Here is a 22115-nt window from a genome sequence, read left to right as displayed (position 1 = left end):
GCTGCTCCGGATCGTGGGGTTTCGTCAAGGGGCGCACTGATCGGTGATGTGCACGGGGCTCTCCCGGGAGAGCGGGGTCTGCACCAGTCCAAGTTCGCCGGCCGCTCCCTGCGGAGGGGTGAAAGCGAACCGGATGCTGTGCACGGAATCGAGATGGTGTTGCACTTCCACCTTCACGACCGGGCGTCCGAGGTGCTGACCCGAAGAGATCGGCTGCACGGGTGCGCCGTCCACGCTGATCTGCTTCAGAGTGCCACCGGTCGGACCATAAATCGCGACGTAGGTGCTGATATCCGCGGGGGCGTAGTACGGCCCGGTGATGTAGTACGGAAGTCGCGACGCGGTGGCCGCGTCCAACATCGATGTCAGCGTTGTCGTCCCCTCCATCGTGCCTTCGCCACGGCACAGCGTGGTCGACATGTCGAGGTAGTAGCTCTTCTTCGAACCGGTGTTGTCGTTCACGAAGACGCCGATCTTCGTGGCGTTCGCCGTGTCAGGGGGAAAGGTGCCGGCGAGAGGTGAGTCCGAGACCAGCGCGGCTTCGTCCGCGTCGTCCGTCTGGTAGAGCAGACGGCGCTCGTCAACCGCCTGCGCGAGGGCGGCCATCAGCACGTCGGGCGCGAAGGCCCCACTGGTGAGTGCGCTGAACACGCTCGATGCGGCACCGGCGAAGAACGCGTTCTGCATCATCGGATCCTCGTACCGGAAGTAGACCTCGTTGAGGAGAAGCGGGACGGCGTTGTCGGCGGTCAGTGCATCTCCGGTCGGCAGCGTCAGGGGTCCGGTCGCCCTCAGGAGATAGGAGAGCGCCACCGGGTCGACCGAAACCATGCCGTCGAAGTCTGTCGGCCCGAGCTGTGCCCACCATCCCTGCATGATGGACGCCGCCGAGGGAAAGTCGGGCACCATCGTGAAATCCGGCGTGTACTTCCCGATCTTGTCGCCGAAGATGGCGACGGCCTCAGGGTCGAGTGATGCGACGGGTTCAGGAGTCGGCTGCGCGAAGTCGGAGCTGTCGGCGAGGCCGGTGATCTCGAGGCGACCGGCGTCGGCGCGCACGACGATGAACACGGCGGCGTTCCCGCCGAGGCTCCGAGCCTCCGAGTTGCCCTGAAACATGAGGAGATAGTCGCGGGGACCCGCTGCGCCGAGGGCGTCCGGGAGCAGGTGGGCGAGATCGCGGAGGGGGGCGAGGAGCGGGGTCGCCTTCGACAACGCCTCGTCGACCATGTTCACGCCCGTCGCGACCTGGCTTGTGAGCTGCGATCGGTCGATCGTGGCCATGGTGTCCACGGCGCTCGCGACACCGGCTGCGATGCGGTCGATCGTAGGCGCCAGCGTCGACAGCGCATCGAGGTCCATGCGTCCGTCCACAGGACGGAACGTGTCCAAGTCGATCGAGGTCGCGGGGTCGATGACATCTCGCGCGAGCTGGTCGACGACCACCGCGACGGATCTCACGGCAGCGAGATCGTCGCCAATCACGGGTAGCTTCGCAGCCAGAGCCCACAGCGGGTTTCCCGTCGTGTCCACGGCTGCAGCCGTGTCGTCGGAGAGCTGTGCGGCGGCTGCGGTTGCGGCCGGTCGGTCGGCGGCGAGAATGGCTGACTGCACTGTGGTGAGGCTGCTCATCGCGGCGGTCAGGTGCGAGCGCACACTCGATGCCTGCACGTAGAGCAGTGCGGCCCCGGCTCCGACCACCAGGACCAGGGCGGCCGTCCCGATCAGCACCGCCGTGAAAGCACGACGACGCCGGCTTCGGGTCCGGTGCGATCGCGGGTTGGAGGGCGTCGTCGTCTCCGGCACCGGTCGGCCCCGGTGCGCGCGGGCTTCGCGGCGACTGCGCGGGAATTCGGGTTCTTCGGCTGCGTCGCTCATCGGCGCGCTCCAGTGACGTCGAATTCTCGACGCCAACCGCCCGGCGGAACGGACTTGGCCGACATCGATGCACGCATAGTGACGAGAGTATCGCGGCACGGTCGGCGCGATAGAGCAGGATCGTCATCCGCTGGAAGAGGCCGGAACCCGACGGGCGCCGACGGACACCGCGGTGAGGAGGAGGCAGGTGATGACGGCCCCGAGGAAGGTGCCGGTGGTGTTGGCGATCACATCGCTGAGCGTGGGGAACCGGGACGGCATCAAGCCCTGCACCGACTCGATCACGACGCTCAGCAGACCACCGGCGAGCGTGACCTGCCAGAGTCGAAGCCGTGGCCAGGCGAAGGGCAGCAACAGCCCGACAGGGACGAAGAGGGCGACGTTGGCCAGGATCTCCAGCACCACGGCGCTCTGCTGGTACGGTGCGATGCCGGCTTCCGCGACCCAGCGGGCCATCACGCCCACGAGACCCGTGACCTTGGACGACACGGCCGCGGGCAGCCAGACGGTGAAGCCCACGAACAGCAGGTAACCGACCAGGGCGACGCGGGCTGCCACCCTGCCGCGCGGGGCACGGGTGGCGAGGGTCGGGGTCATGGCGTCATGCTATCCGCGCCGCCGGAGCAGTCCACTCAGGATCGCGACCCGAGCTGCTCGATGTACCGCAGCAGCACTCCTTCGCGCAGCGCCCACGGCGACACCTCCAGCTCCTCCACCCCCAGTGCGCTCATCGCAGCATGCAGCGACACCGCGGCCGCCACGATCTGGAACGTCCGGTCGGGCGTGATCCCCGGGAGCTCCTGGCGCGCCGAGGCGGGAAGGCGCGCGAGCCGCGGGATCCACGAACCGAGCACCTCGCGGGGGAGCAGCATCCGCTCGATACCCGACCAGCCGGGGACGGGATAGCCGACCAACCGTGCGAGCGAACGGATCGCCTTGGAGGACCCCACGACGTGGTCCGGACGGGGGAGGGCATGGAACCGGGGGACGACCGCGTCGAGAGTCGCTGCGGCGTGTGCCCGCAGCCGCTCCACATCGTCCTCACCCGGCGGATCCTGCGGGAGGAACTGCACCGTCATGCGCCCGGCTCCGAGCGGCACGGAGGCGGCGACGTCCGGTACCTCCTCGGCGCCCGCGGCGATCTCCAGGGAGCCGCCGCCGATGTCGAGGAGCAGCAGCTGGCCGGCGGACCACCCGAACCAGCGCCGCACCGCGAGGAAGGTGAGCGCGGCCTCGGTCTCCCCGTCGAGCACCTGGAGCGGCTGACCCAGGACGGCCTCGATGCGCGCGATCACCTCGGCTCCGTTGCGGGCATCGCGCACGGCGCTCGTGGCCGTGGCGAGGAGCGCGTCCACGCGTTCCGCCTCCGCCACCCGGCGCGCCTGCGCGACAGCGGTCTCCAGGGCCTGCACGCCGTCCTCCGCGATCGCCCCGTCCGGTGTGAGGTACCGCATGAGGCGCAGCACGGTCCGGTCGCTCGTGGTCGCGAGCGGTCGTCCGCCCGGGCGTACGTCGGCGGCGAGCATGTGGACGGTGTTGGATCCGATGTCGAGGACTCCCAGGCGCACGGGATGAGGATACTCGCGCGCGGTTACGATGGACGACGTGACCACCGCCGACCCCACGCTGCCGCTGTCGCCGTACCGGGAGATCGGGCGCGCGGAGTGGGCGCGTCTCGCCGCCGGACTCGACCAGCCTCTCACCGAGACCGAGGTCGTGGAGCTGCGGGGGATCGGCGATCGTCTCGACCTCACCGAGGTCCGTGAGGTCTACCTCCCGTTGAGCCGGCTGCTGAGCCTGTACGCGAGCGCGACGAAGCAGCTCGGTGCGGCCACCTCGTCGTTCCTCCAGGAGGACGACACGACCACGCCCTTCGTCGTCGGTGTCGCCGGCTCCGTGGCCGTGGGCAAGTCGACCATCGCCCGGCTCCTCCGCGAGCTGATGAGCCGGTGGCCGGGGACGCCGCGCGTGGAGCTGGTGACGACGGACGGCTTCCTCTACCCGAACGCCGAGCTGGAGCGCCGGGGCCTCATGGACCGCAAGGGCTTCCCGGAGTCGTACGACCGCCGGGCGCTGATCGAGTTCCTCACGGAGGTCAAGAGCGGAGCGCCCGAGGTGCGGGCGCCGTTCTACTCCCACATGCGCTACGACATCGTGCCGGACGCGCACGTCGTGGTGCGCCGCCCCGACGTCGTGATCGTCGAGGGGCTCAACGTCCTGCAGCCTCCGCCCGCGCCGAACGACGTCGCCGTCAGCGACCTCTTCGACTTCTCGATCTTCGTGGACGCCGACACCGCGCACATCGAGAAGTGGTACGTCGACCGGTTCCTCGCGCTGCGGCAGGGGGCCTTCAGCAACCCGTCGTCCTACTTCAACGTGTTCGCGCACCTCACCGACGAGGAGGCGATCACCACCGCACTGGGATATTGGAACGAGATCAACATGCCGAACCTCGTCGAGAACGTCATGCCCACGCGGCACCGCGCGCGGCTGGTTCTGCGCAAGGGCGCGGATCACGACGTGGAGAGCGTGCTGCTGCGCAAGCTCTGAGGCGCCCTGGCGGACGTCCTATTGTTCGGACGACTCGCAAAAATTCCCGCTTACCCTTATCCCCATGTGTGGAATCGTCGGATACGTGGGCCCGCGGCCCAGCCAGGACATCCTTCTCGCCGGCCTCGCCCGGCTCGAGTACCGCGGCTATGACTCCGCGGGCATCGCCGTGATCGACGGCGAGGGAACGCTGGGCATGCGCAAGAAGGCGGGCAAGCTCGCCATGCTTCGCGACTCGCTCGGCGATGCACCCCTCGCCGACGGCACGACCGGCATCGGTCACACCCGGTGGGCCACGCACGGCGGCCCGACCGACGTCAACGCGCACCCGCACCTCGCCGACGACGACAAGCTCGCGGTGATCCACAACGGCATCATCGAGAACTTCGCCGCGCTGCGCGACGAACTCCTCGCCGACGGCGTCGCCTTCCGCAGCGAGACCGACACCGAGGTGGCCGCAGCTCTGCTCGGCCGCGAGTATGCCGGCAACGGGGGCGACCTGGCGCTCGCGTTCCGCGCCGTCGTCAACCGCCTCGAGGGCGCCTTCACGCTCCTCGCGATGCACCAGGACCACCCGGGTCTCGTCGTCGGCGCTCGCCGCAACTCGCCGCTCGTGATCGGCCTGGGCGAGGGGGAGAACTTCCTCGGCTCCGACGTCGCCGCCTTCGTGGAGCACACCCGCAAGGCCCTCGCGATCGGTCAGGACCAGATCGTCTCGATCACCCCCGACGCGGTGACCGTGACCGACTTCGCCGGCACGCCCGTCGCCGCCGAGCCGTTCGATGTCTCGTGGGACGCCGCCGCCGCCGAGAAGGGCGGATGGTCGAGCTTCATGGCCAAGGAGGTCGCGGAGCAGCCGGAAGCCGTCGCGAACACGATCCGCGGCCGCATCCGCGACGGTCAGGTCGTCATCCCGGAGCTGGACGGTCTCGACGACCTGTTCGTCGGCATCAACCGCGTCATCATCACCGCGTGCGGCACCGCGTCCTACGCGGCCCTCGTCGGCAAGTACGCGATCGAGCAGTGGGCGCGCGTGGCGGTCGACGTCGAGCTCGCCCACGAGTTCCGGTACCGCGACCCCGTCATCGGCGCGGACACCCTCGTCGTCTCGATCAGCCAGTCCGGCGAGACCATGGACACCCTCATGGCCGTGAAGTACGCCCGGGAGCGCGGTGCCCGCACGCTGTCCGTCTGCAACACGCAGGGGGCGACGATCCCGCGCGAGTCCGACGCCGTCGTCTACACGCACGCCGGCCCGGAGGTCGCCGTCGCCTCGACCAAGGCGTTCTCCGCCCAGATCACGGCCCTGCTCCTGCTCGGCCTGCACATGGGACGAGTCCGCGGCGTCGTGGCCGACGCCTCGACCGATGTCGAGGAGCTCGCCGCGCTGCCGGAGAAGGTCGCGAAGGTGCTGGAGAGCGAGCACGAGCACGTGACCCAGCTCGCGGGCTGGATGGCCGACACCCGTTCGGTGCTCTTCCTCGGTCGCCACGTGGGCTACCCGATCGCGCTCGAGGGGGCGCTCAAGCTCAAGGAGATCTCCTACATCCATGCGGAGGGCTTCGCCGCCGGCGAGCTCAAGCACGGTCCGATCGCGCTGATCGAGCCGGGCCAGCCCGTGTTCGTGCTCGTGCCGTCGCCGCGGCACTCGGCACTCGTGCACTCCAAGGTCGTCTCCAACATCCAGGAGATCCGCGCCCGCGGTGCCCGCGTGATCGTGGTGGCGGAGGAGGGCGACGCCGCCGTGCTGCCCTTCGCCGACGAGGTCATCCACATCCCGCTCGCCGGCCCCATGTTCGAGCCGCTGCTGGCCGTCGTCCCGCTGCAGATCTTCGCGATGGCGCTGGCGACCGCGAAGGGCCTCGACGTGGACCAGCCGCGCAACCTCGCGAAGTCCGTCACGGTGGAGTGACCGCCGACCCACCCTGTTCTGTTCGCCCCACCCCTCTGCGTGCGCACGCAGAGGGGTGGGGCGTTCGTAACGGGGTGGGTGGGGAAGCCCGAGTAGGCTGAACGCGTGATCATCGGCACCGGCATCGACCTCGTGGACATCCCGCGGTTCGAGCGCACGATGACCAGGACCCCGCGGCTGCGGGAGCGGCTGTTCGCCCCGTCCGAACGGGAGCTCCGCCTGCCGTCCTTGGCCGCGCGGTACGCCGCGAAGGAAGCGCTGATCAAGGCCCTCGGCGGCTCCGACGGCGTGCACTGGACCGAGATCGAGATCGCCTCCGAGCCCTCAGGGCGGCCGCATTTCGTGCTGTCCGGATCCACCGCCGCGGTGGTCGAGGAACGCGGCATCCTCACGCTGCACCTCACCCTCACCCACGACGCCGGTCTCGCCGCCGCGTTCGTCGTCGCCGAAGGAGCCCCGCTGTGACCGTCCCGTTCCGCGAGGCGACGATCGACCTGGATGCGATCGCCGACAACGTGCGGCACTTCCGTCGCCTGACCGGCGTGGAGGTGCTCGTCGTCGTGAAGGCGAACGCGTACGGCCACGGTGCCGCCGCGGCCGCCGTGGCGGCTCTCTCCGCCGGCGCCACCCGCCTCGGCGTGGCCGAGATCCCGGAGGCACTGGAGCTGCGGCGTCAGGGCGTGCACGCCCCGATCGTGGCCTGGCTGCACGCTCCGGGGGAGCGCTTCGTCCAGGCGGCCGCCGAGGGGATCGAGCTCGGCATCTCGTCATACGACCAGCTGCAGGCGGCGGCCGCCGCCGCATCCGGAGACCGCCCGGTCGCCGTGCACCTGAAGCTCGAGACCGGGTTGTCCCGCAACGGCATCGCCCCCGACGGCTGGGGGACGGTGCTCGCGGAGGCCGCTCGCCTGGAGCGCATCGGACGGGTCAGGGTCGTGGGACTCTTCAGCCACCTCTCCAACGCCTCGCCCGCCGACGACCGTGCCGCGCTCGCCCGATTCGAGGAAGGGGTGGCGCAGGCCGCCGCGCTCGGCGTGCGACCCGAGATCCGACACATCGCCGCCACGGCCGCCGCCATCGACCTTCCCGAGACGCGACTGGACGCCGTCCGCATCGGCATCGGCACCTACGGCCTCTCGCCCTTCGACGACCGCTCCTCGGCGGAACTGGGCCTGCGTCCGGCCATGACCCTTCGTGGGGCGGTCGCCGCCGTGCGGCGCGTTCCCGCCGGCACCGGGGTCTCCTACGACTACGTGCACCGCACGGACCGGGAGACCACCCTGGCGCTCGTGCCGCTGGGGTATGCCGACGGCGTCCCCCGCAGCGCCTCGGGGCGACTGCCCGTGTCCATCGGAGGGCGGCGCTACACGAACGTGGGACGGATCGCGATGGATCAGTTCGTCGTGGACGTCGGCGATGCCCCGGTCGCGGTCGGCGACGAGGTCATCCTCTTCGGGGACCCGACCCTCGGCGTGCCCTCGGCCGCGGACTGGGCCGAGGCCGCCGGCACCATCGGCTACGAGATCGTCACCCGCATCGGGCACCGGGTGCCGCGGAGGACGACGTGAGCCTGGACCCGGCGTTCCTCGGACGCCGGCGGATCGCCACCTCCGAGGAGATGGAGCAGCTCGGGCTGCGCATCGGCGAGCAGCTCGAACCGGGCGACCTGCTCATCCTCACCGGACCCCTGGGGGCGGGCAAGACCACGTTCACCCGGGGTCTGGCCGAGGGACTCGGTGTGCGGGGGCCCGTGCAGAGCCCGACCTTCGTGATCGCCCGCACCCACCCGTCCCTGGTCGGCCGAGCGCCGCTCGTGCACGTGGACGCGTACCGCCTCGGCTCCGCCGCCGAACTCGACGACCTCGACCTCGATCTGGAGCGGTCGGTCGTGGTCGTGGAGTGGGGCCGCGGCATGGCGGAGGAGCTCGCCGACGCCTGGTGGGACGTCGAGATCGAACGCCCCGTCGGAGCCGGCGACGACGAGAACGACCTCGACCCCTCGGAGCTGGACGCCGACGCGCCGCGCTTCGTCACGATCGCCCGCGAGGAGCGCGCGTGACGGGGGAGACGCCGCTGGTCGCGGTCATCATCGAAGACGACCCCGGTGTGCGGTCGCTCCTGGACGAGGTGTTCCTCGCCGCGGGCTTCCGCACCGTGCTGGCGGGTTCCGGTCCGGACGGTCTCGCGGCAGTGGCGGCGCACCACCCGATCATCACCACCCTCGACATCAACCTCCCCGGCATCGACGGGTTCGAGGTCGCGCGACGCATCCGACGGGTCAGCGACACCTTCATCATCATGCTGTCCGCCCTCGCCGAGGAGTCGGACGTGGTGCTGGGCCTCACCTCCGGTGCCGACGAGTACCTCGTCAAGCCCTTCCGGCCGCGCGAGCTGCGGGCGCGGATCGAGGCGCTCCTCCGCCGTACCCGCCTGTCCGCGGCGGACAAGGGGACGCCCGCGGCCGCGAGCGCCCCGCCGCCCCGGGTCACCGTCTCGACGGCCTCCGCGGCGTCGAGCGCGTCCCTGCCGGTCATCGCCGCCGCCGACGCCACCGTCGCCACGTGGCGAGGGCTCGTGCACCGCGACCTCAGCCTCGACCTCGACACGCGTCTCGTGCTCGTCTCCCAGCGCCCCGTCGAACTCACCCCCACCGAGTTCGATCTGCTCGCCGCGCTCCTCGAGGCCGGCCGCAGAGTCTGCAGCAAGGCCGACCTCGCACGCGGGCTGCGCGGCCTCTCCGGAGACGCCTTCGACCGGGTGAGCGAGCCGGACAAGCGGGCCATCGAGACGCACATGGCCAATCTGCGCCGGAAGCTCGGTGACAACCCGAACGCCCCGCGCTACATCGAGACGGTGCGCGGCGTCGGCTACCGTCTGACCTCCGACGACCGGCCCGTCTGAGGAGAGGGGTCGAGGCCGCGGCTCCCCCACCGCGGCCCCGGATGCCTGCGAATCCCCACTCGCGCGGCCCCAGCTTCTGCGAAATCCCCAGTCGCAGCGTCGGCTCCCACTCAGAATCGTAGGACGGGAAGGCCACCTGAAGAGCGCGAAGTGACGATCTTTGAGTAATCTTGCGTGAATGCTGAGGATCGACCGGGAGGCGGGCCTTGATGATCCGCACGGTCTCGATCTGGCGGTGGCAGCTGGTGTTCACCGCGAGCATCGTCGCCATCGTGGTGATGGTCGCGGGCTTCAAGCCGCAGACCCTCGCGATCCCGCTGTTCATCGGGGGGATCGGCCTCATCGTGGTCACCACCCTGGTGGCGCTCATGGTGCCCTGGCGGCGCCTGCCGCGCACGGCGGTGACCGTCCTCCCGCTGCTGGACGTGCTCGGGGTGGGACTGACGACGAACGTGCCGGATCTCCGGCTCGGCTTCCTCTGGGTGTTCCCGGTGGTCTGGTTGGCGACCTACTTCTCGATGCCCTGGGTGTTCGTCGGCATCGTCCTCAGCGGCGGCTGCCTCGTGTTCTTCGCGGACCGCTCCGGGCCGCCGGAGGACGTACTGCTCCGGGTGCTCACCGTCGTCATCACCCTGAGCTTCCTCGGCGTGACCGTCCGTATCGGCGCCCAGCGCTCCGGTGCGGCGCGGCGGCTCCTGCGGCGCCGTTCCGAACAGGTGAACAGGGCGGCGGAGCGGGCCGAGACGAACCAGGAGCGCGTCACGCAGGTCATCGACGCGCTGGGCGTCGCGCTGGTGGTGGTCACCTCCGCGGGCCGCGTCCTGCAGATGAACGACGCCTACCGCGCCCTGTACGGCCGCGACCGCTTCGGCACAGCGCTCCCGTCGGCCTCCGTCGAGTACGACGCGCGGCGCGGAACGGCTCTGACGCCGGAGCGCACCACGCTGGCACGAGCCGCCGCGGGGGAGCAGATGCGGGAGGAGCGGGTGTGGCTGTACGACGGTGCAGGGCAGTGGCATGCCCTGGCCGTGACCACCCAGCCCATCGCAAGTGCCCGGGAGGGGGAGAGCATCACCCTCGTCGTCATCGATGACGTCACCGCCCTCCTCGAGGCCGCCGAGGAGCGTCGGGCGCTGACCGCCGTGATCTCCCACGAACTGCGCAACCCGCTCACGGCGATCATCGGCCATGTCGAGCTCCTGCGGGAGCGCGACGACCTCCCCGGCCGGGTGCCGGCGCAGATCGAGGTCATCGCGGACGCCGGGGAGCGGCTGCAGGATCTCGTCACGAGCATGCAGGCTCAGACGGGGCGGATCTCGCACGACCCCTTCGAGCCGGTGGACCTGCGCGTGGTCGTGGAGGAGTCCGCCGCATCGTTCGCGCCCCTGATGGGCGCCGCCCGCCAGGAACTCGTGCTCGATGGGGCGGAGCGGGTGGTGATCACGGGAGACGCGTTCCGGTTGCGTCAGGTGGTGGACAACCTCCTGGGCAACGCCGCCAAGTACACGGAGGGAGGCGGTCGCATCACGGTACGGCTGGTGGAGTCCGACGGCCATGCGGAGGTCACGGTGGCGGACACGGGGATCGGCATCTCCGAGGACGAGCTGCCGCGGCTGTTCGAGCCGTACTTCCGCGCCGACAGTGCCGTGCGCGGCGGCATCCCCGGTACCGGGCTCGGCATGGGCATCGCGCGGGACATCGTGGTCGCGCACGGCGGCGTCATCCTCGTGTCGAGCGAGGTGGACGTCGGCACCACCGTCACCGTCCGTTTCCCCCGACGAACGAAAGAGGACCCCGTATGACACCGCTCGTGCCCGTGAGCGTCGATGTCACCACGAGCATGGTGGCGGTGGTGACCGTGCTCACCGCGGTCGTCGTCGGTCTCGCGACTCTCGCCCGACCGAGCAGGGCGACCATCGTCTGGGGGGTCGCCTTCGGTATCGGGATGCTCGGCGCCTACCTGTGGCTGGCCGGGCACCACACCGGCAGCCCCGTGCTGCGGGCGGCCGCGTCCGCCATCGTCGTCTGCTTCGTGCCGCTGGTGTGGATCGGCGTGCGGATGCATTTCGAGCGCACGGCACCCTGGCTTCCGGTCATCGTCGCGCTCGTCGGGGTGCCCGCAGCCCTGATCCTGACGGCGGGCACGCGCTGGTATCTGCCGGTGTTCCACGTCGTCTTCCTGGCGATGGCGGTCTTCGCCGGGCTGCTCGCCTGGGAGCTGACGCGCGGGCAGGCGGCGACGCGGGACATCGTCCTGCCGCTCGCGCTCGCCGCGTGCGGCTTCGTGGTGGTCGCCGTCGTCAGCGCGGGATCCGCCCTCGTCTCCGGCGGCGTGAGCACCGAGGAGCAGCTCAGCGCGCTCCGCGGAGTGAACGCCCTGGGGACGATCGTCATGAGCACCTGCGCGGCGTTCACGCTCGTGCTCCTCGTCCGGGTGGAGAGCGCGCCGCCGGGGACCGACGGCGCCGCGAACCGTGCCAGGGATCGTCTGCGCAAGGCGGCAGCGCAGAAGGACCCCGCGTGGTCGGTCCTCGACGTCCGCCTGGACGATCCCGCCGACCTCCGCGAGGCGTCGAGCAGCGCCGGGTTCCGACGCATCGCGGACCGGTTCCACACGGACATCTGCGACGCGCTTCCGGCGACCGCCGATGCGGAACGGGTCGCCGACGACCGCGCGATCGTCCTCATCCACGGCAGCGACGAGGCGGTGCGCTTCCATCTGCGGGCGATCCTGGGATCCGTGTCGATCATGGACCTGGACGCGCCGGCGACCGGCATCCGTTCCTCCGCGAGCATCGGCTGGGCGACGGCATCCGTCGCCGGGTACGACTACGACGCTCTCGTCGCGGCGGCGGCATCGGCGGCGTGCCGGGCGCGCGATGCCGGTGGGGATCAGTGGAAGCGGGCGCAGGAGACAGACCTGGCCGCCGTGTGACCAGGCCCTCCGGCGTCAGCCGAACAGCCTCTTCGTCGTGTCGAGGTGCTCGCGCGTCAGGGCGGCGGCTGCTCTCGGGTCGCGCGCGACGATAGCGTCGCCGATTCGCGCGTGCGCCTCCTGGTCGGCATCGTCGCCGTGATGGCCGCGGATGCGCAGCATGTCGATCATCGCCTGCAGCGAGCGGGGGGCGAAGCCGTCGAACAGCTCCCGCAGCACGGGATTGCCGGACGCGACGACGACGGCGCGGTGGAAGGCCATGTCCGCCTCGACGTGCGCGCGGACGTCCGTGCGACGACGGTCACGTTCCGCGAGCGTGCGCGTCAGCTCGTCCAGGTCTGCGGAGGTCCGGCGCTCGGCGGCGAGAGCCGCGGCTTCGACCTCGATCGCGGTGCGGGCCTCGAGGACGGCGATGATGTCGGCGCGATCGAGGACGGCATCCCAACTCGCGGCGGGTTCCGTGGCCGTGACGAAGACCCCGGCGCCCTGGCGTGTGGCGAGCACGCCTCGCCCCGCGAGGATCCGGATCGCCTCCCTGGCCGTCGACCTTCCGACCCCGAGCTGCGGAGCGAGCGTCGTCTCGCCCGGCAGCTTGCCGCCGACCTGCCACTCGCCGGCTCCGATGCGTGCGAGAAGGAGCTCGGCGGCCTGTTCGGCGAGGGATTCGCGGCGCACGGTCGTCATGGGCCCATTCTCGCATCCGACGCACTTCTCTGCTTGTCTGAGGAGTTGTGGTAGAGTGCCCGTATGCGCACGCTCCGATTCCTCCTCCTTCGCCGCCACGGCGGGGCCTGATCAGACCGGCTCCTCGTCGTGGAGCCGCAGCACGCGTCGGTCGCCCTCCCCGCGATCCGAACAGGAACCAGACCATGACCCCGTCCCGCGCTTTCCCGACCCTCTCGACTCCCTCCGGTGTCCTGCCCGACGACGCTCCGCACTGGAATCGGCAGCGGCCCTCGCAGATGCCCTCGAACCGCTATCGAGACGTGTACTCCCGAGTCGCCGTTCCGCTGGAGACCCCGACCTGGCCGAGCGCGCGACTGACGCAGGCACCGCTCTGGGTCCCGGTGGATCTCCGCGACGGGAACCAGGCGCTGGCCGAGCCGATGGACCCGTCCCGCAAGCGACGGTTCTTCGAGCTCATGGTCGCCATGGGCTACAAGGAGATCGAAGTCGGCTACCCCTCGGCCTCCCGGACGGACTACGACTTCGTCCGGCTCCTCGCCGAGACCGACCTCGCTCCCGCCGACGTGACGATCGTGGTGTTCACGCCGGCGCGACGCGAACTCATCGAACGGACCGTGGAGTCCGTGCGCGGCATCCGCAATCCCGTCGTCATCCACATGTACACCGCTACCGCGCCCACGTGGCGGGACGTCGTCCTCGGACAGGACCGTGAGGGGCTCACCGCGCTGATCCTCGCCGGAGGGGAGGACGTGCTGCGGTTCGCGGGAGACCTCGACAACGTCCGCTTCGAGTTCTCCCCGGAGGTGTTCACCCTCACCGAGCCGGACTTCGTCCTCGAGGTGTGCGACGCGATGACGACTCTGTGGGACGCGAGCCCCGAGCGTCCCGTGATCCTGAACCTGCCGGCGACCGTCGAGGTCGCGACCCCGAACGTCTACGCGGACCAGATCGAGTACATGCACCGCAATCTCGGGCGTCGTGAGGGGGTCATCCTGTCCGTGCATCCCCATAACGACCGCGGCACCGGCGTCGCCTGTGCGGAACTCGCCGTCCTCGCCGGCGCGCAGCGGATCGAGGGGTGCCTCTTCGGTAACGGGGAGCGCACCGGCAACGTCGACCTCGTGACCCTCGCCCTCAACCTGCACGCGCAGGGCGTCGACCCGATGATCGACTTCTCCGATATCGACGAGATCCGCCGGACGGTCGCGCACTGCAACGGGATCGACATCCATGCGCGGCATCCGTATGCGGGCGACCTCGTGCACACCGCCTTCTCCGGCACCCATCAGGACGCCATCCGGAAGGGGTTCGCGGAACATCGCGCCCGTGCTGCGAGGGAAGGCCGCGCGGAACGGGACATCGAATGGCGCGTGCCGTATCTTCCCATCGACCCGGCGGACATCGGCCGCAGCTACGACGCCGTGATCCGCGTCAACTCGCAGTCCGGGAAGGGCGGCATCGCCTACCTGCTGGAGGACGCCTACGGGATCGAGCTGCCGCGGCGCCTGCAGATCGACCTCGCTCGTCACGTCCAGCAGCGCACCGAGCAGACGGGACGCGAGGTCTCGGCCGCGGAGGTATGGGCCATCTTCGATGCCGCCTACCTCGCGAGCACGAGCCCGACGACGCTGCGAGCGGAGGCCGAGGTCGCGGGAGGGTGCACGACGATCACGCTCCACGCCGACGGCGTCGAGACACGGACCCGCCATGACGGCGTCGGTCCGGTGGAGGCGCTGGGCACGGCGCTCGCAGGGATCGGCCTGCCCGTCGAAGTCCTGAGTCTGCACCAGACGAGCATCGGATCGGGGGCTGGGAGCGAAGCGCTCACCCTGATCGAGTATCGCGACGGCGTGCGCTCGGGCTGGGCGGCCGGGCGCGACCGCTCCGTGCTGACCGCGACCCTGCACGCCGTGCGGAACGCGGCGGAGCGCTCCGCCACCGCCCCGCGGGGCGAGCGGGCCTAGGGGGTCTGCTTCTCGCGCCCGCGCGCGAGTGCCGCGGTGATGGCGTCCGCGGCGCTCGCGTCGGTGTCGGCGGCGGCGGAGACGTTCTCGGCGACGACGGCCTCGATGATCTCGGTGCGCTGGATGCGGGTCTCCCGCGGGGCCTTGACGCCGATGCGCACGCTGTCGCCCTTGATGTCGAGCAGCGTGACCTCGATCTCGCCGTCGATGCGTACGCTCTCACCGATCCGCCTCGTCAACACCAGCATTCGTTCAGCCTACTGGTGCGGCGGGGGCGGCCCCGAGCGACGCGGTGGACGAGTCCCGGACCACCCCGATCGTCTCGATCGTGAGGGCGGCCGCGGTCGCCTCGCTGTAGGAGAGCACGGGGAGGCCGTCGGTCTGCGCCGACACCAGCCGCCGCACGGCGGGGCGCAGCGATGGTGCGCACACGAGCACCGGCTCTCCGCCGTCCGTCTGCGCGGCCACGGCCTGCTTCACCGACGCGATCACCGCTTCCATCCGCGGTGGATCGAAGACGATCTGAGAGCCCTCGTCGCCGGGACGGAGGCTCTCCAGCATCGCCTGCTCCAGCAGCGGGGCGATCATCACAACCCGGAGCGTGCCGTCCTCGGCGAAGCGGGAGGCGATGGCAGGGCCCAGCGCGGCACGGGCCGCCTCGATCAGCCCTTCCGGGTCGGTGGAGACCTTGGCACGGAGCGCGAGCGCCTCGTAGATGCGGCTGAGGTCGTTGATGGGCACGCGCTCGGCGAGCAGGCCCTGCAGCACCCGCTGCACCTCCGCGAGCGAGAGCAGGGCGGGCGTGAGCTCCTCGACCGCCGACGGGGAGACCTGCTTCAGGGCGTCGGTGAGCTGGCGGACGTCCTCCCGGGTGAGCAGCCGGGCGGCGTGCGTCTGGATCACGCTCGACAGATGGGTGATGATGACACTCGCCCTGTCGATCACCGTCGCCCCGGCGAACTCCGCGCTGTGACGCATCTCCATCGGGATCCACTTGCCCTCGAGACCGAACACCGGGTCCAGAGCGGCGGTCCCCGGCAGGCTGTCCAGCCCCTGCCCGAGGGCCAGGACCGACCCGGTGGGCGCGGTGCCGCGTCCGGTCTCGACACCGGCGATGCGGATGACGTACGTCGCCTGGGGGAGTTCGATGCTGTCCCTCGTGCGCACGGGCGGGGTGACCAGACCGAGGTCGAGTGCGATGCGGCGCCGCAGCGCCTTCACCCGGGCGAGGAGGTCGTCGGGTCCGCCGGTGACCAGGTCGACGATGTCGGGGGCGAGCAGGATCTCCAGAGGATGCACCCGCATGCGCTCGATGAGCTCCTCGGGCTGGTCCACCGGCGCGGGAGCCGGGGCCTGTGCGGCCTCCGCCTCCTCGCGCTTGCGGGTCGCGGTGATGCGCTGCGCGATGAGGAGCAGCAGGGCGCCGATCACCAGGAAGGGGAGCATCGGCATGTGCGGGATGAGCGACATGACGATGGCCGCGCATCCCGCGATGATGAGGGCGTTGCGCGACTGGCCGAGCTGCGTGGACGCGGCCGATCCCATCTCGGCCTCGGCGGTCGAGCGGGTGACGATCATGCCGGTCGAGACCGCCATGAGCAGGGCGGGGATCTGCGTGACGAGGCCGTCGCCGATCGTGAGCAGGCTGTAGGTGCTCACCGCCTGGTCGATCGACATGCCGTGCTGCACGAGGCCGATCGCGATGCCGCCGACGAGGTTGATGATGATGATGACGAGTCCGGCGATCGCGTCGCCCTTGACGAACTTCGAGGCGCCGTCCATCGCCCCGTAGAAGTCGGACTCGGCCGCCACCTCCGCCCGGCGTTCGCGGGCCTCGGTGTCGCTGATGAGGCCGGCGTTGAGATCGGCGTCGATGGCCATCTGCTTGCCCGGCATCGCGTCGAGCGTGAACCGGGCGCCCACCTCGGCCACGCGCTCTGCACCCTTGGTCACCACGACGAACTGGATGACGACGAGGATGAGGAAGACCACGGCGCCGATGATGAGCGAGCCGCCCACCGCGATCGCCCCGAACGCCTCGATCACCTGTCCCGCATATGCCTCGCCGAGGACGAGGCGGGTGGAGGCGACGTTCAGCCCCAGCCGGAACAGCGTCGCCACGAGCAGCAGCGAGGGGAACACCGAGAAGTCGAGCGGCTTCTTCACGAACATCGAGGTCAGCAGGATGACCAGCGCGAACATGATGTTGAGGATGATCAGCACGTCGAGCAGGAACGGCGGCACCGGGACGACGAGCAGCATGATGATGCCGACGACGCCGATCGGCACCCCGAGCGTGATGAGCAGCTTCTTCATACGGTCCTCCGATACGGGAGAGAGTGGATGCCGCGGGCGGCGCCTCGGCGCCGGAGCGCGTCGACGAACACGAGCACGCGTGCCACGGCGTTGTAGAGGTCTTCGGGGATCTCCTGACCCAGCTCGCACGCCGCGTGCAGGGCTCGGGCGAGGGTGACGTCACGGACGAGGGGGACGCCGGACTCGAGCGCCTTCTCGCGGATGCGCTCGGCGATGACCCCGCTGCCCTTCGCCACGACCTTGGGCGCGGACGTGCCGGGGTCGTACTCCAAGGCGATGGCGATGTGCGTGGGGTTGACGACCACGACGTCGGAGCCGGCGACCGCGGCGATCATGCGGTTGCGGCTCACCGCGAGCTGGCGCGACCGGCGCTGCTGGCGGATGAGCGGATCGCCCTCGGAGTTCTTGTTCTCGTCGCGCACCTCGCGTTTGGTCATGCGGGTGTGCTTGCGGTTGCGACGCATCACCACGAACAGGTCGATGGCCGCGAGCACCAGGCCCACCGCGATCGCAGTCTGCAGCAGCGCGGCGGTCCCGTCCGCCGCGGTGCCGAGCAGCCGGGAGATGGAGTGGGCGCCGCTCGCGGTGAGCACGGGCATGAGGCCGGCGATGACGACCCACAGGGCGAGGGCGATGGCGGCCGTCTTCAGCAGGGCCTTCGCCCCCTCCCAGAGGGCCTGCAGGCCGAACACCCGCCGGACCCCGGAGACGAGGTTGAACTGCTCGTAACGCCCGGACAGCTTCCGCAGATGCACGCCGCCCTGCACCACCGCACCGAACAGCGTCACGATCGCGACCGCGGCGAGCAGCGCCCCCAGGGTCGGCAGCACCGAGGCGAGGGCCCGCCCGAGGGCCGCGAGGGCGGCGTCGGGTGAGGGCGCCTGCATGAGCGAGGTGAGGGAGATGAGCTGCTCGGTGCCGGCGCCTGTCCCCGCGGCGATGGCGGCGGGCATCATGACGGCGGCGGCGCCGATGCCGAGCCACGCCGTCAGGTCCTGGCTCCGGGCGATCCGGCCCTTCTGCCTGGCCTCGCGGAGGTGCTTCTCGGTGGCCTTCTCGCTGCGCTCGCCGCTGTCCGACCCGCTCACGGCGTCACCCCCTGCATCACGCGGAAGGCCTGGGTGGCGAGGGCGTCGACGATGCCGGGGAACGCGACGTACACGGCACCGGCGAGCAGGAGCGTCAGCAGGATCTTGACCGGGAAGCCCATCGCGAAGGCGTTGAGTGCCGGCGCCACACGCGTGATGAGCCCGAGCCCGACATCGGCGAGGAAGAGCACCAGCACCAGAGGGCCGGCGATCTGCACGGCCGCCAGCACCATCTGGGACACCCCGTCGACGAGCAGCTCGGTCGGTCCCGCCACCCGGAAGATGCCGTCGACCGGAACGGCGTCGAAGCTGCGGGCGAGCCCGGCGAGGATGAGCTGATAGCCGCCGGAGGCGAAGAGCAGCGTGAGCGCCGTCAGGTGGAACAGCCGGGTGAACTGCGCGCCGTTGACCATCGCCGCCGGGTCGAAGGCCTGGGCGAGCTGGAACCCGCCGAACACGTCGATCAGGCTGCCCGCGGCCTGCACCGCGGAGAAGCAGAGCAGCACGAGGAAGCCCAGCAGAGCACCGGTGAGGAGCTGGATCACGAGTGCGCCGAGGAACGGCCCCGTGTCGAGGCTCTCGTAGCCCGGGGCGACCGCGGCACCCACCGCGAGGGACAGTCCGATCGAGAGCATCGCCTTCACCCGCACCGGGATCGCCCGGTACGAGAACGGCGGGGCGATCATGATGAACGCCGTGATCCGCACGGCGGCGAGCAGCGTGGCCTCCAGCCACGCGAAGTCGATCGGGATGAACACGGGCTCATCCGCTCAGCAGAGACGGGATGCGGGCGAACATCTCGTTCGTGAAGGCGATGATCTCGGCGATCATCCAGTTCCCGGCGATGAGCAGGGCGATGCCGACGGCGACGATCTTCGGCACGAACGACAGCGTCACCTCCTGCACCTGGGTGATGGACTGCAGCAGCGAGATCGCGAAGCCCACCACGAGCGCCGTGATCAGCATCGGTGCGGCGAGCTTGGCCGCGATCAGCAGCCCTTGGGCGCCGATGTCGAGGACGGCCTCGGGGCTCATCCCACACCTCCGTAGCTCTCCAGGAGGGCTTTGATGATGAGCCCCCAGCCGTCGACGAGGATGAACAGCAGGATCTTGAACGGGAGTGAGATCATGACCGGCGGGAGCATCATCATGCCCATCGACATCAGCGCCGCGGCCACCACGAGGTCGATCACGAGGAACGGCACGAAGATCACGAAGCCGATGATGAACGCGGCCCGGAGCTCCGAGATCATGAACGCGGGGATGAGCGTGTACATCGGCACGCTCGCGGGGTCCTCCGGGTTGTCCTGCGCGGCCATACGGGTCATCAGCGCGAGGTCCTCCTCGCGGGTGTAGTGCAGCATCCACTCCCGCAGCGGGCCCTGCCCGACGTCGACGGCCTGCGTGAACGTGAGCGCGCCGTCGATGTACGGCTGGACGGCCAGCGTGTTGATCTCGGTCAGGACCGGCCACATGATGAACAGCGACAGGAAGAGCGACAGCCCGGCCAGCACCTGGTTCGGCGGGATGGTGGGGAGGGACAGCGCGTTCCTGGTCATGGCGAGCACCACGAAGATCTTCGTGAACGACGTCATCATCAGCAGCAGCGCGGGGGCCACCGACAGCAGCGTGATCCCCAGGAGGGTGAGGATCGATCCGGACGGCCCGCCGTCGATCCCGTTGATGTCGATCGTCACGCCCTCCCCGTCGTCCGGGGTGATCTCGGCGTGCGCGGCGCCGCCGGTGACGACGACGAGGACCAGGGCCAGGAGGATCGCGCCCGCGACGACGACGAGGAGCCGCGAGGCGCGAGCGCGATCGACGGCACGGCTCGCGCTCATCGGGCGCGCCGGAGGGCCTCGGCGGTCTGCCGCCAGGTATCGGGGGAGAGGATGGAACCGCGGAGCGGGTCGTTGCGGTGCCGTACGCGGCGACGGAGCTCCGGTGCGGCGGTGCCCGCTGCCGGGTTACCGGTGAGGGCGGCCGCGGCGAGGATGCGGTCGAACTCGGCGTCGTCGCTCACCGGATCGCGCTCGGACGCGGATGTCGTCTCCGAGGTGTCCCGGAGCTCGGGTCGGACGGGGAGACGGTCGACCACGCTCACGCCGTGCTCGGTGACCCCGAGCACGTAGCGCGCGTCGTCGGTCTGCACGACCACGAGCTGCGCCTTCGGGCCGATGCCCTGGCGTCCGAGCACCGTGATCGCCTCCGCGTCACGGCGCCGCGCCTGGGTCTTCGACACCCGGCGCTGCAGGAACCAGAGCAGCCCGAGCACTGCGGCGAGCGACAGCCCGACCCGCAGCGCGAGCAGGAGGTCGTCCAGGGTCAGGCCTCGACGTTCTCGAGGATGCGGGTGATCCGCACCGCGTAGTCCTGATCCACGACGACGACCTCGCCGTGTGCGATCGTGCGTCCGTTGAGCTTGACGTCCGCCGGGGCTCCCGCGGAGCGGTCGAGCTCCACGATGCGACCCGGCTCGAGGTCGAGCACGTCGCGGACCGCCATGCGGGTGCGGCCGATCTCCACCGTGAGCTCCATCTCGACGCCCGCGATGCGGTGCAGGCGGCCGTCGGCTCCCGTCGGACGCGCCGGGCGATGCGTGATCCGCACCGCGAGTCGGCCGATGGTCCGCTCGGTGTGGTCCACGAGGTCGAAGAGCTGGGTCTGCGGGTCGGCGAAGACGGCCGAGGCGTCGCCGACCGCCGCCTCGCCCAGCAGCCCAGGGCCGAGGGCGGTCGCGGCGGCCTCGAGCGCATCCAGGAGCCGGTCCGTGAGCGGACGGTCCCCGAGGCCGTCGACCAGCACGTCGGCGTCGAGGAGCTGCACGGCGAGCTGCGCGCTCGCCTCTCCGACGAACTGCGCCACGACGGCCTCCCCGGTATCCCCGGACGCCTGGGAGGCGCGGGCGGTGACCGGTGCGGCGGTGGGCAGTCGCGCCGCGAACGCGGCGGCGACGGCGGACTCGTAGGCGGTGGTGCTGATCACGCGGACTCCTGAGCGGGGGCGGTTTCGGGGACGGTGGCGGTCACGACGCAGGCGAGGCGGGCACCGGCACTGCCGACGGCCGCCGTCGCGACGGTCTGATCGCCGACGGTGAGGAGCATCGGACGGTCGGCGGCATGCGGCAGGGGCAGCAGATCCCCGACGGCGAGGTCGAGCACCTCACGGGGCAGCACGGTCCGCGGTGCCAGCCGGAGCGCGATCTCGACCGGAGTCGATTCCACCTGGCGGCGCACGAGACCGGGGGTCTCGGAGCGGTCGGCGTCGGAGGCGCGCACCGCGAAGCCGGCGAGCACCGAGGCGGGGAGCATGATGCTGGCGGGGACGGTCCGGCCGCCGTGGCGCATCGACAGACGCGCCACGATCACCGGCTCCCCGGCGGCGGCGACCTGCGCGAACTGGGAGCTGTACTGGATGCCGGCGACGGCGACCCCGGTGGGCAGCAGCCCGTCGAGGCTGCCGGTGAGGTGATCGATCGCGTCGCCGATCAACGACCGGATCAGCGCCTGCTCGATCGGGGTGAACGTGCGGTCCTCGGCGGTGGCGGTGACCCGGCCGCCGACCATCTGCACGATCCAGGAGGTCGCGGTCGGGATCGGCACCTGCACGATCAGGCGCTCGTCGGAATCCGGCAGCGCGCACACGATCATGGTCGTGGTCGTGGGCAGCGACTGCGCGTATTCGCCGTACGTGAGCATGCCCACGTGCTCGACGGCGATGGTCGCGCGCACGTGGATCTTGCCCGAGAGCTGGGCCGACCATTGCCGGGCGAACGTCTCGAAGGCGAGCTCCAGGGTGCGGGCGTGCTCGCGCGACAGCGTCGCCGCCCGGCCGAAGTCGTAGACCTCGACGTCGGCGGTCGCCGTTTCCGCGCGCACATCGCG

At 70.7% G+C, this 22115-nt stretch carries 22 protein-coding genes; 9 read left to right on the top strand and 13 right to left on the bottom strand.

The window, feature by feature from the left end:
• Window positions 1-24: 24 nt before the first annotated feature.
• The 3 genes from AB1285_RS11350 to AB1285_RS11340 all read right to left on the bottom strand — a co-directional run bounded on the left by AB1285_RS11350 (window position 25) and on the right by AB1285_RS11340 (window position 3446).
• Window positions 25-1731 (bottom strand): DUF4012 domain-containing protein, encoded by a 1707-nt coding sequence (locus AB1285_RS11350; RefSeq protein WP_292794996.1) that lies wholly within the window; start codon window positions 1729-1731, stop codon window positions 25-27.
• Window positions 1732-2001: 270 nt separating this feature from the next.
• Window positions 2002-2475, bottom strand: a complete 474-nt coding sequence (locus AB1285_RS11345) for a VanZ family protein (protein ID WP_292794994.1) — start codon at window positions 2473-2475, stop codon at window positions 2002-2004.
• Window positions 2476-2510: 35 nt separating this feature from the next.
• A complete protein-coding gene (locus AB1285_RS11340; protein WP_370428315.1) occupies window positions 2511-3446 on the bottom strand; it encodes a Ppx/GppA phosphatase family protein in 936 nt (311 codons plus the stop codon).
• A 28-nt stretch (window positions 3447-3474) separates the two neighbouring features.
• On the opposite strand from AB1285_RS11340, the gene coaA reads away from it, so the two are divergent.
• The 8 genes from coaA to AB1285_RS11300 all read left to right on the top strand — a co-directional run bounded on the left by coaA (window position 3475) and on the right by AB1285_RS11300 (window position 12176).
• Window positions 3475-4428 (top strand): type I pantothenate kinase, encoded by a 954-nt coding sequence (gene coaA, locus AB1285_RS11335; protein WP_071327518.1) that lies wholly within the window; start codon window positions 3475-3477, stop codon window positions 4426-4428.
• Between the two features lie 64 nt (window positions 4429-4492).
• Entirely contained in the window at window positions 4493-6340 is a 1848-nt protein-coding gene (gene glmS, locus AB1285_RS11330) for a glutamine--fructose-6-phosphate transaminase (isomerizing) (RefSeq protein WP_187663386.1), read from the top strand.
• Window positions 6341-6445: 105 nt separating this feature from the next.
• Window positions 6446-6805: a holo-ACP synthase gene (locus AB1285_RS11325; RefSeq protein ID WP_187663387.1), complete on the top strand. Its 360-nt coding sequence runs from the start codon at window positions 6446-6448 to the stop codon at window positions 6803-6805.
• Window positions 6802-7908, top strand: coding sequence for an alanine racemase (gene alr / locus AB1285_RS11320; RefSeq protein WP_259953053.1), 1107 nt, complete (start codon window positions 6802-6804; stop codon window positions 7906-7908). Before AB1285_RS11325 ends, alr begins: the two co-directional genes overlap by 4 nt.
• Window positions 7905-8399, top strand: coding sequence for a tRNA (adenosine(37)-N6)-threonylcarbamoyltransferase complex ATPase subunit type 1 TsaE (gene tsaE, locus AB1285_RS11315; RefSeq protein WP_292794988.1), 495 nt, complete (start codon window positions 7905-7907; stop codon window positions 8397-8399). The genes alr and tsaE overlap by 4 nt, the downstream gene beginning before the upstream one ends.
• Window positions 8396-9241 carry a response regulator transcription factor gene (locus tag AB1285_RS11310; RefSeq protein ID WP_187663389.1) on the top strand — a complete coding sequence of 282 codons (846 nt, stop codon included), beginning with the start codon at window positions 8396-8398 and terminating at the stop codon, window positions 9239-9241. Before tsaE ends, AB1285_RS11310 begins: the two co-directional genes overlap by 4 nt.
• Before the next feature lie 209 nt (window positions 9242-9450).
• Entirely contained in the window at window positions 9451-11043 is a 1593-nt protein-coding gene (locus AB1285_RS11305; RefSeq protein ID WP_370428314.1) for a sensor histidine kinase, read from the top strand.
• The gene (locus tag AB1285_RS11300) at window positions 11040-12176 is read left to right on the top strand and encodes a hypothetical protein (protein ID WP_187663391.1); all 1137 of its coding nucleotides are present in this window, start codon (window positions 11040-11042) and stop codon (window positions 12174-12176) included. Before AB1285_RS11305 ends, AB1285_RS11300 begins: the two co-directional genes overlap by 4 nt.
• 15 nt (window positions 12177-12191) lie before the next feature.
• Here AB1285_RS11300 and AB1285_RS11295 read toward each other — a convergent pair whose 3' ends face one another.
• Entirely contained in the window at window positions 12192-12860 is a 669-nt protein-coding gene (locus AB1285_RS11295; RefSeq protein ID WP_187663392.1) for a FadR/GntR family transcriptional regulator, read from the bottom strand.
• 278 nt (window positions 12861-13138) lie between these two features.
• Here AB1285_RS11295 and AB1285_RS11290 point away from each other — a divergent pair, with 278 nt between their 5' ends.
• On the top strand, window positions 13139-14827 hold the full coding sequence (locus tag AB1285_RS11290; RefSeq protein WP_292795033.1) for a 2-isopropylmalate synthase: 1689 nt from the start codon (window positions 13139-13141) through the stop codon (window positions 14825-14827).
• Here the strand turns inward: AB1285_RS11290 and csrA are convergent.
• From csrA to AB1285_RS11245, 9 genes are read right to left on the bottom strand one after another with little or no spacing between them, the layout of a single operon-like run.
• Window positions 14824-15075: a carbon storage regulator CsrA gene (gene csrA / locus AB1285_RS11285; RefSeq protein WP_025104370.1), complete on the bottom strand. Its 252-nt coding sequence runs from the start codon at window positions 15073-15075 to the stop codon at window positions 14824-14826. The genes AB1285_RS11290 and csrA overlap by 4 nt on opposite strands.
• A 4-nt stretch (window positions 15076-15079) precedes the next feature.
• Complete coding sequence (locus tag AB1285_RS11280; protein ID WP_187663394.1) at window positions 15080-17143, bottom strand: flagellar biosynthesis protein FlhA; 2064 nt, start codon at window positions 17141-17143, stop codon at window positions 15080-15082.
• Window positions 17140-18231, bottom strand: coding sequence for an EscU/YscU/HrcU family type III secretion system export apparatus switch protein (locus tag AB1285_RS11275; protein WP_187663395.1), 1092 nt, complete (start codon window positions 18229-18231; stop codon window positions 17140-17142). Before AB1285_RS11275 ends, AB1285_RS11280 begins: the two co-directional genes overlap by 4 nt.
• A complete protein-coding gene (locus AB1285_RS11270) occupies window positions 18228-18989 on the bottom strand; it encodes a flagellar biosynthetic protein FliR (RefSeq protein ID WP_370428313.1) in 762 nt (253 codons plus the stop codon). Before AB1285_RS11270 ends, AB1285_RS11275 begins: the two co-directional genes overlap by 4 nt.
• Window positions 18990-18993: 4 nt before the next feature.
• A complete protein-coding gene (gene fliQ / locus AB1285_RS11265) occupies window positions 18994-19266 on the bottom strand; it encodes a flagellar biosynthesis protein FliQ (RefSeq protein ID WP_025104366.1) in 273 nt (90 codons plus the stop codon).
• A complete protein-coding gene (fliP, locus tag AB1285_RS11260) occupies window positions 19263-20072 on the bottom strand; it encodes a flagellar type III secretion system pore protein FliP (RefSeq protein ID WP_187663397.1) in 810 nt (269 codons plus the stop codon). Before fliP ends, fliQ begins: the two co-directional genes overlap by 4 nt.
• On the bottom strand, window positions 20069-20506 hold the full coding sequence (locus AB1285_RS11255; protein WP_232089187.1) for a FliO/MopB family protein: 438 nt from the start codon (window positions 20504-20506) through the stop codon (window positions 20069-20071). The genes fliP and AB1285_RS11255 overlap by 4 nt, the downstream gene beginning before the upstream one ends.
• Before the next feature lie 50 nt (window positions 20507-20556).
• Window positions 20557-21216: a flagellar motor switch protein FliN gene (fliN, locus tag AB1285_RS11250; protein WP_187663398.1), complete on the bottom strand. Its 660-nt coding sequence runs from the start codon at window positions 21214-21216 to the stop codon at window positions 20557-20559.
• Window positions 21213-22109, bottom strand: coding sequence for a flagellar motor switch protein FliM (locus tag AB1285_RS11245; RefSeq protein WP_429977467.1), 897 nt, complete (start codon window positions 22107-22109; stop codon window positions 21213-21215). The genes fliN and AB1285_RS11245 overlap by 4 nt, the downstream gene beginning before the upstream one ends.
• Window positions 22110-22115: the final 6 nt, after the last annotated feature.

The organism is Microbacterium sp. NRRL B-14842 (assembly GCF_050470785.1).
The sequence above is the reverse complement of the archived record's forward strand: the minus strand, read 5'-3'. Positions and strand labels throughout refer to the sequence as shown.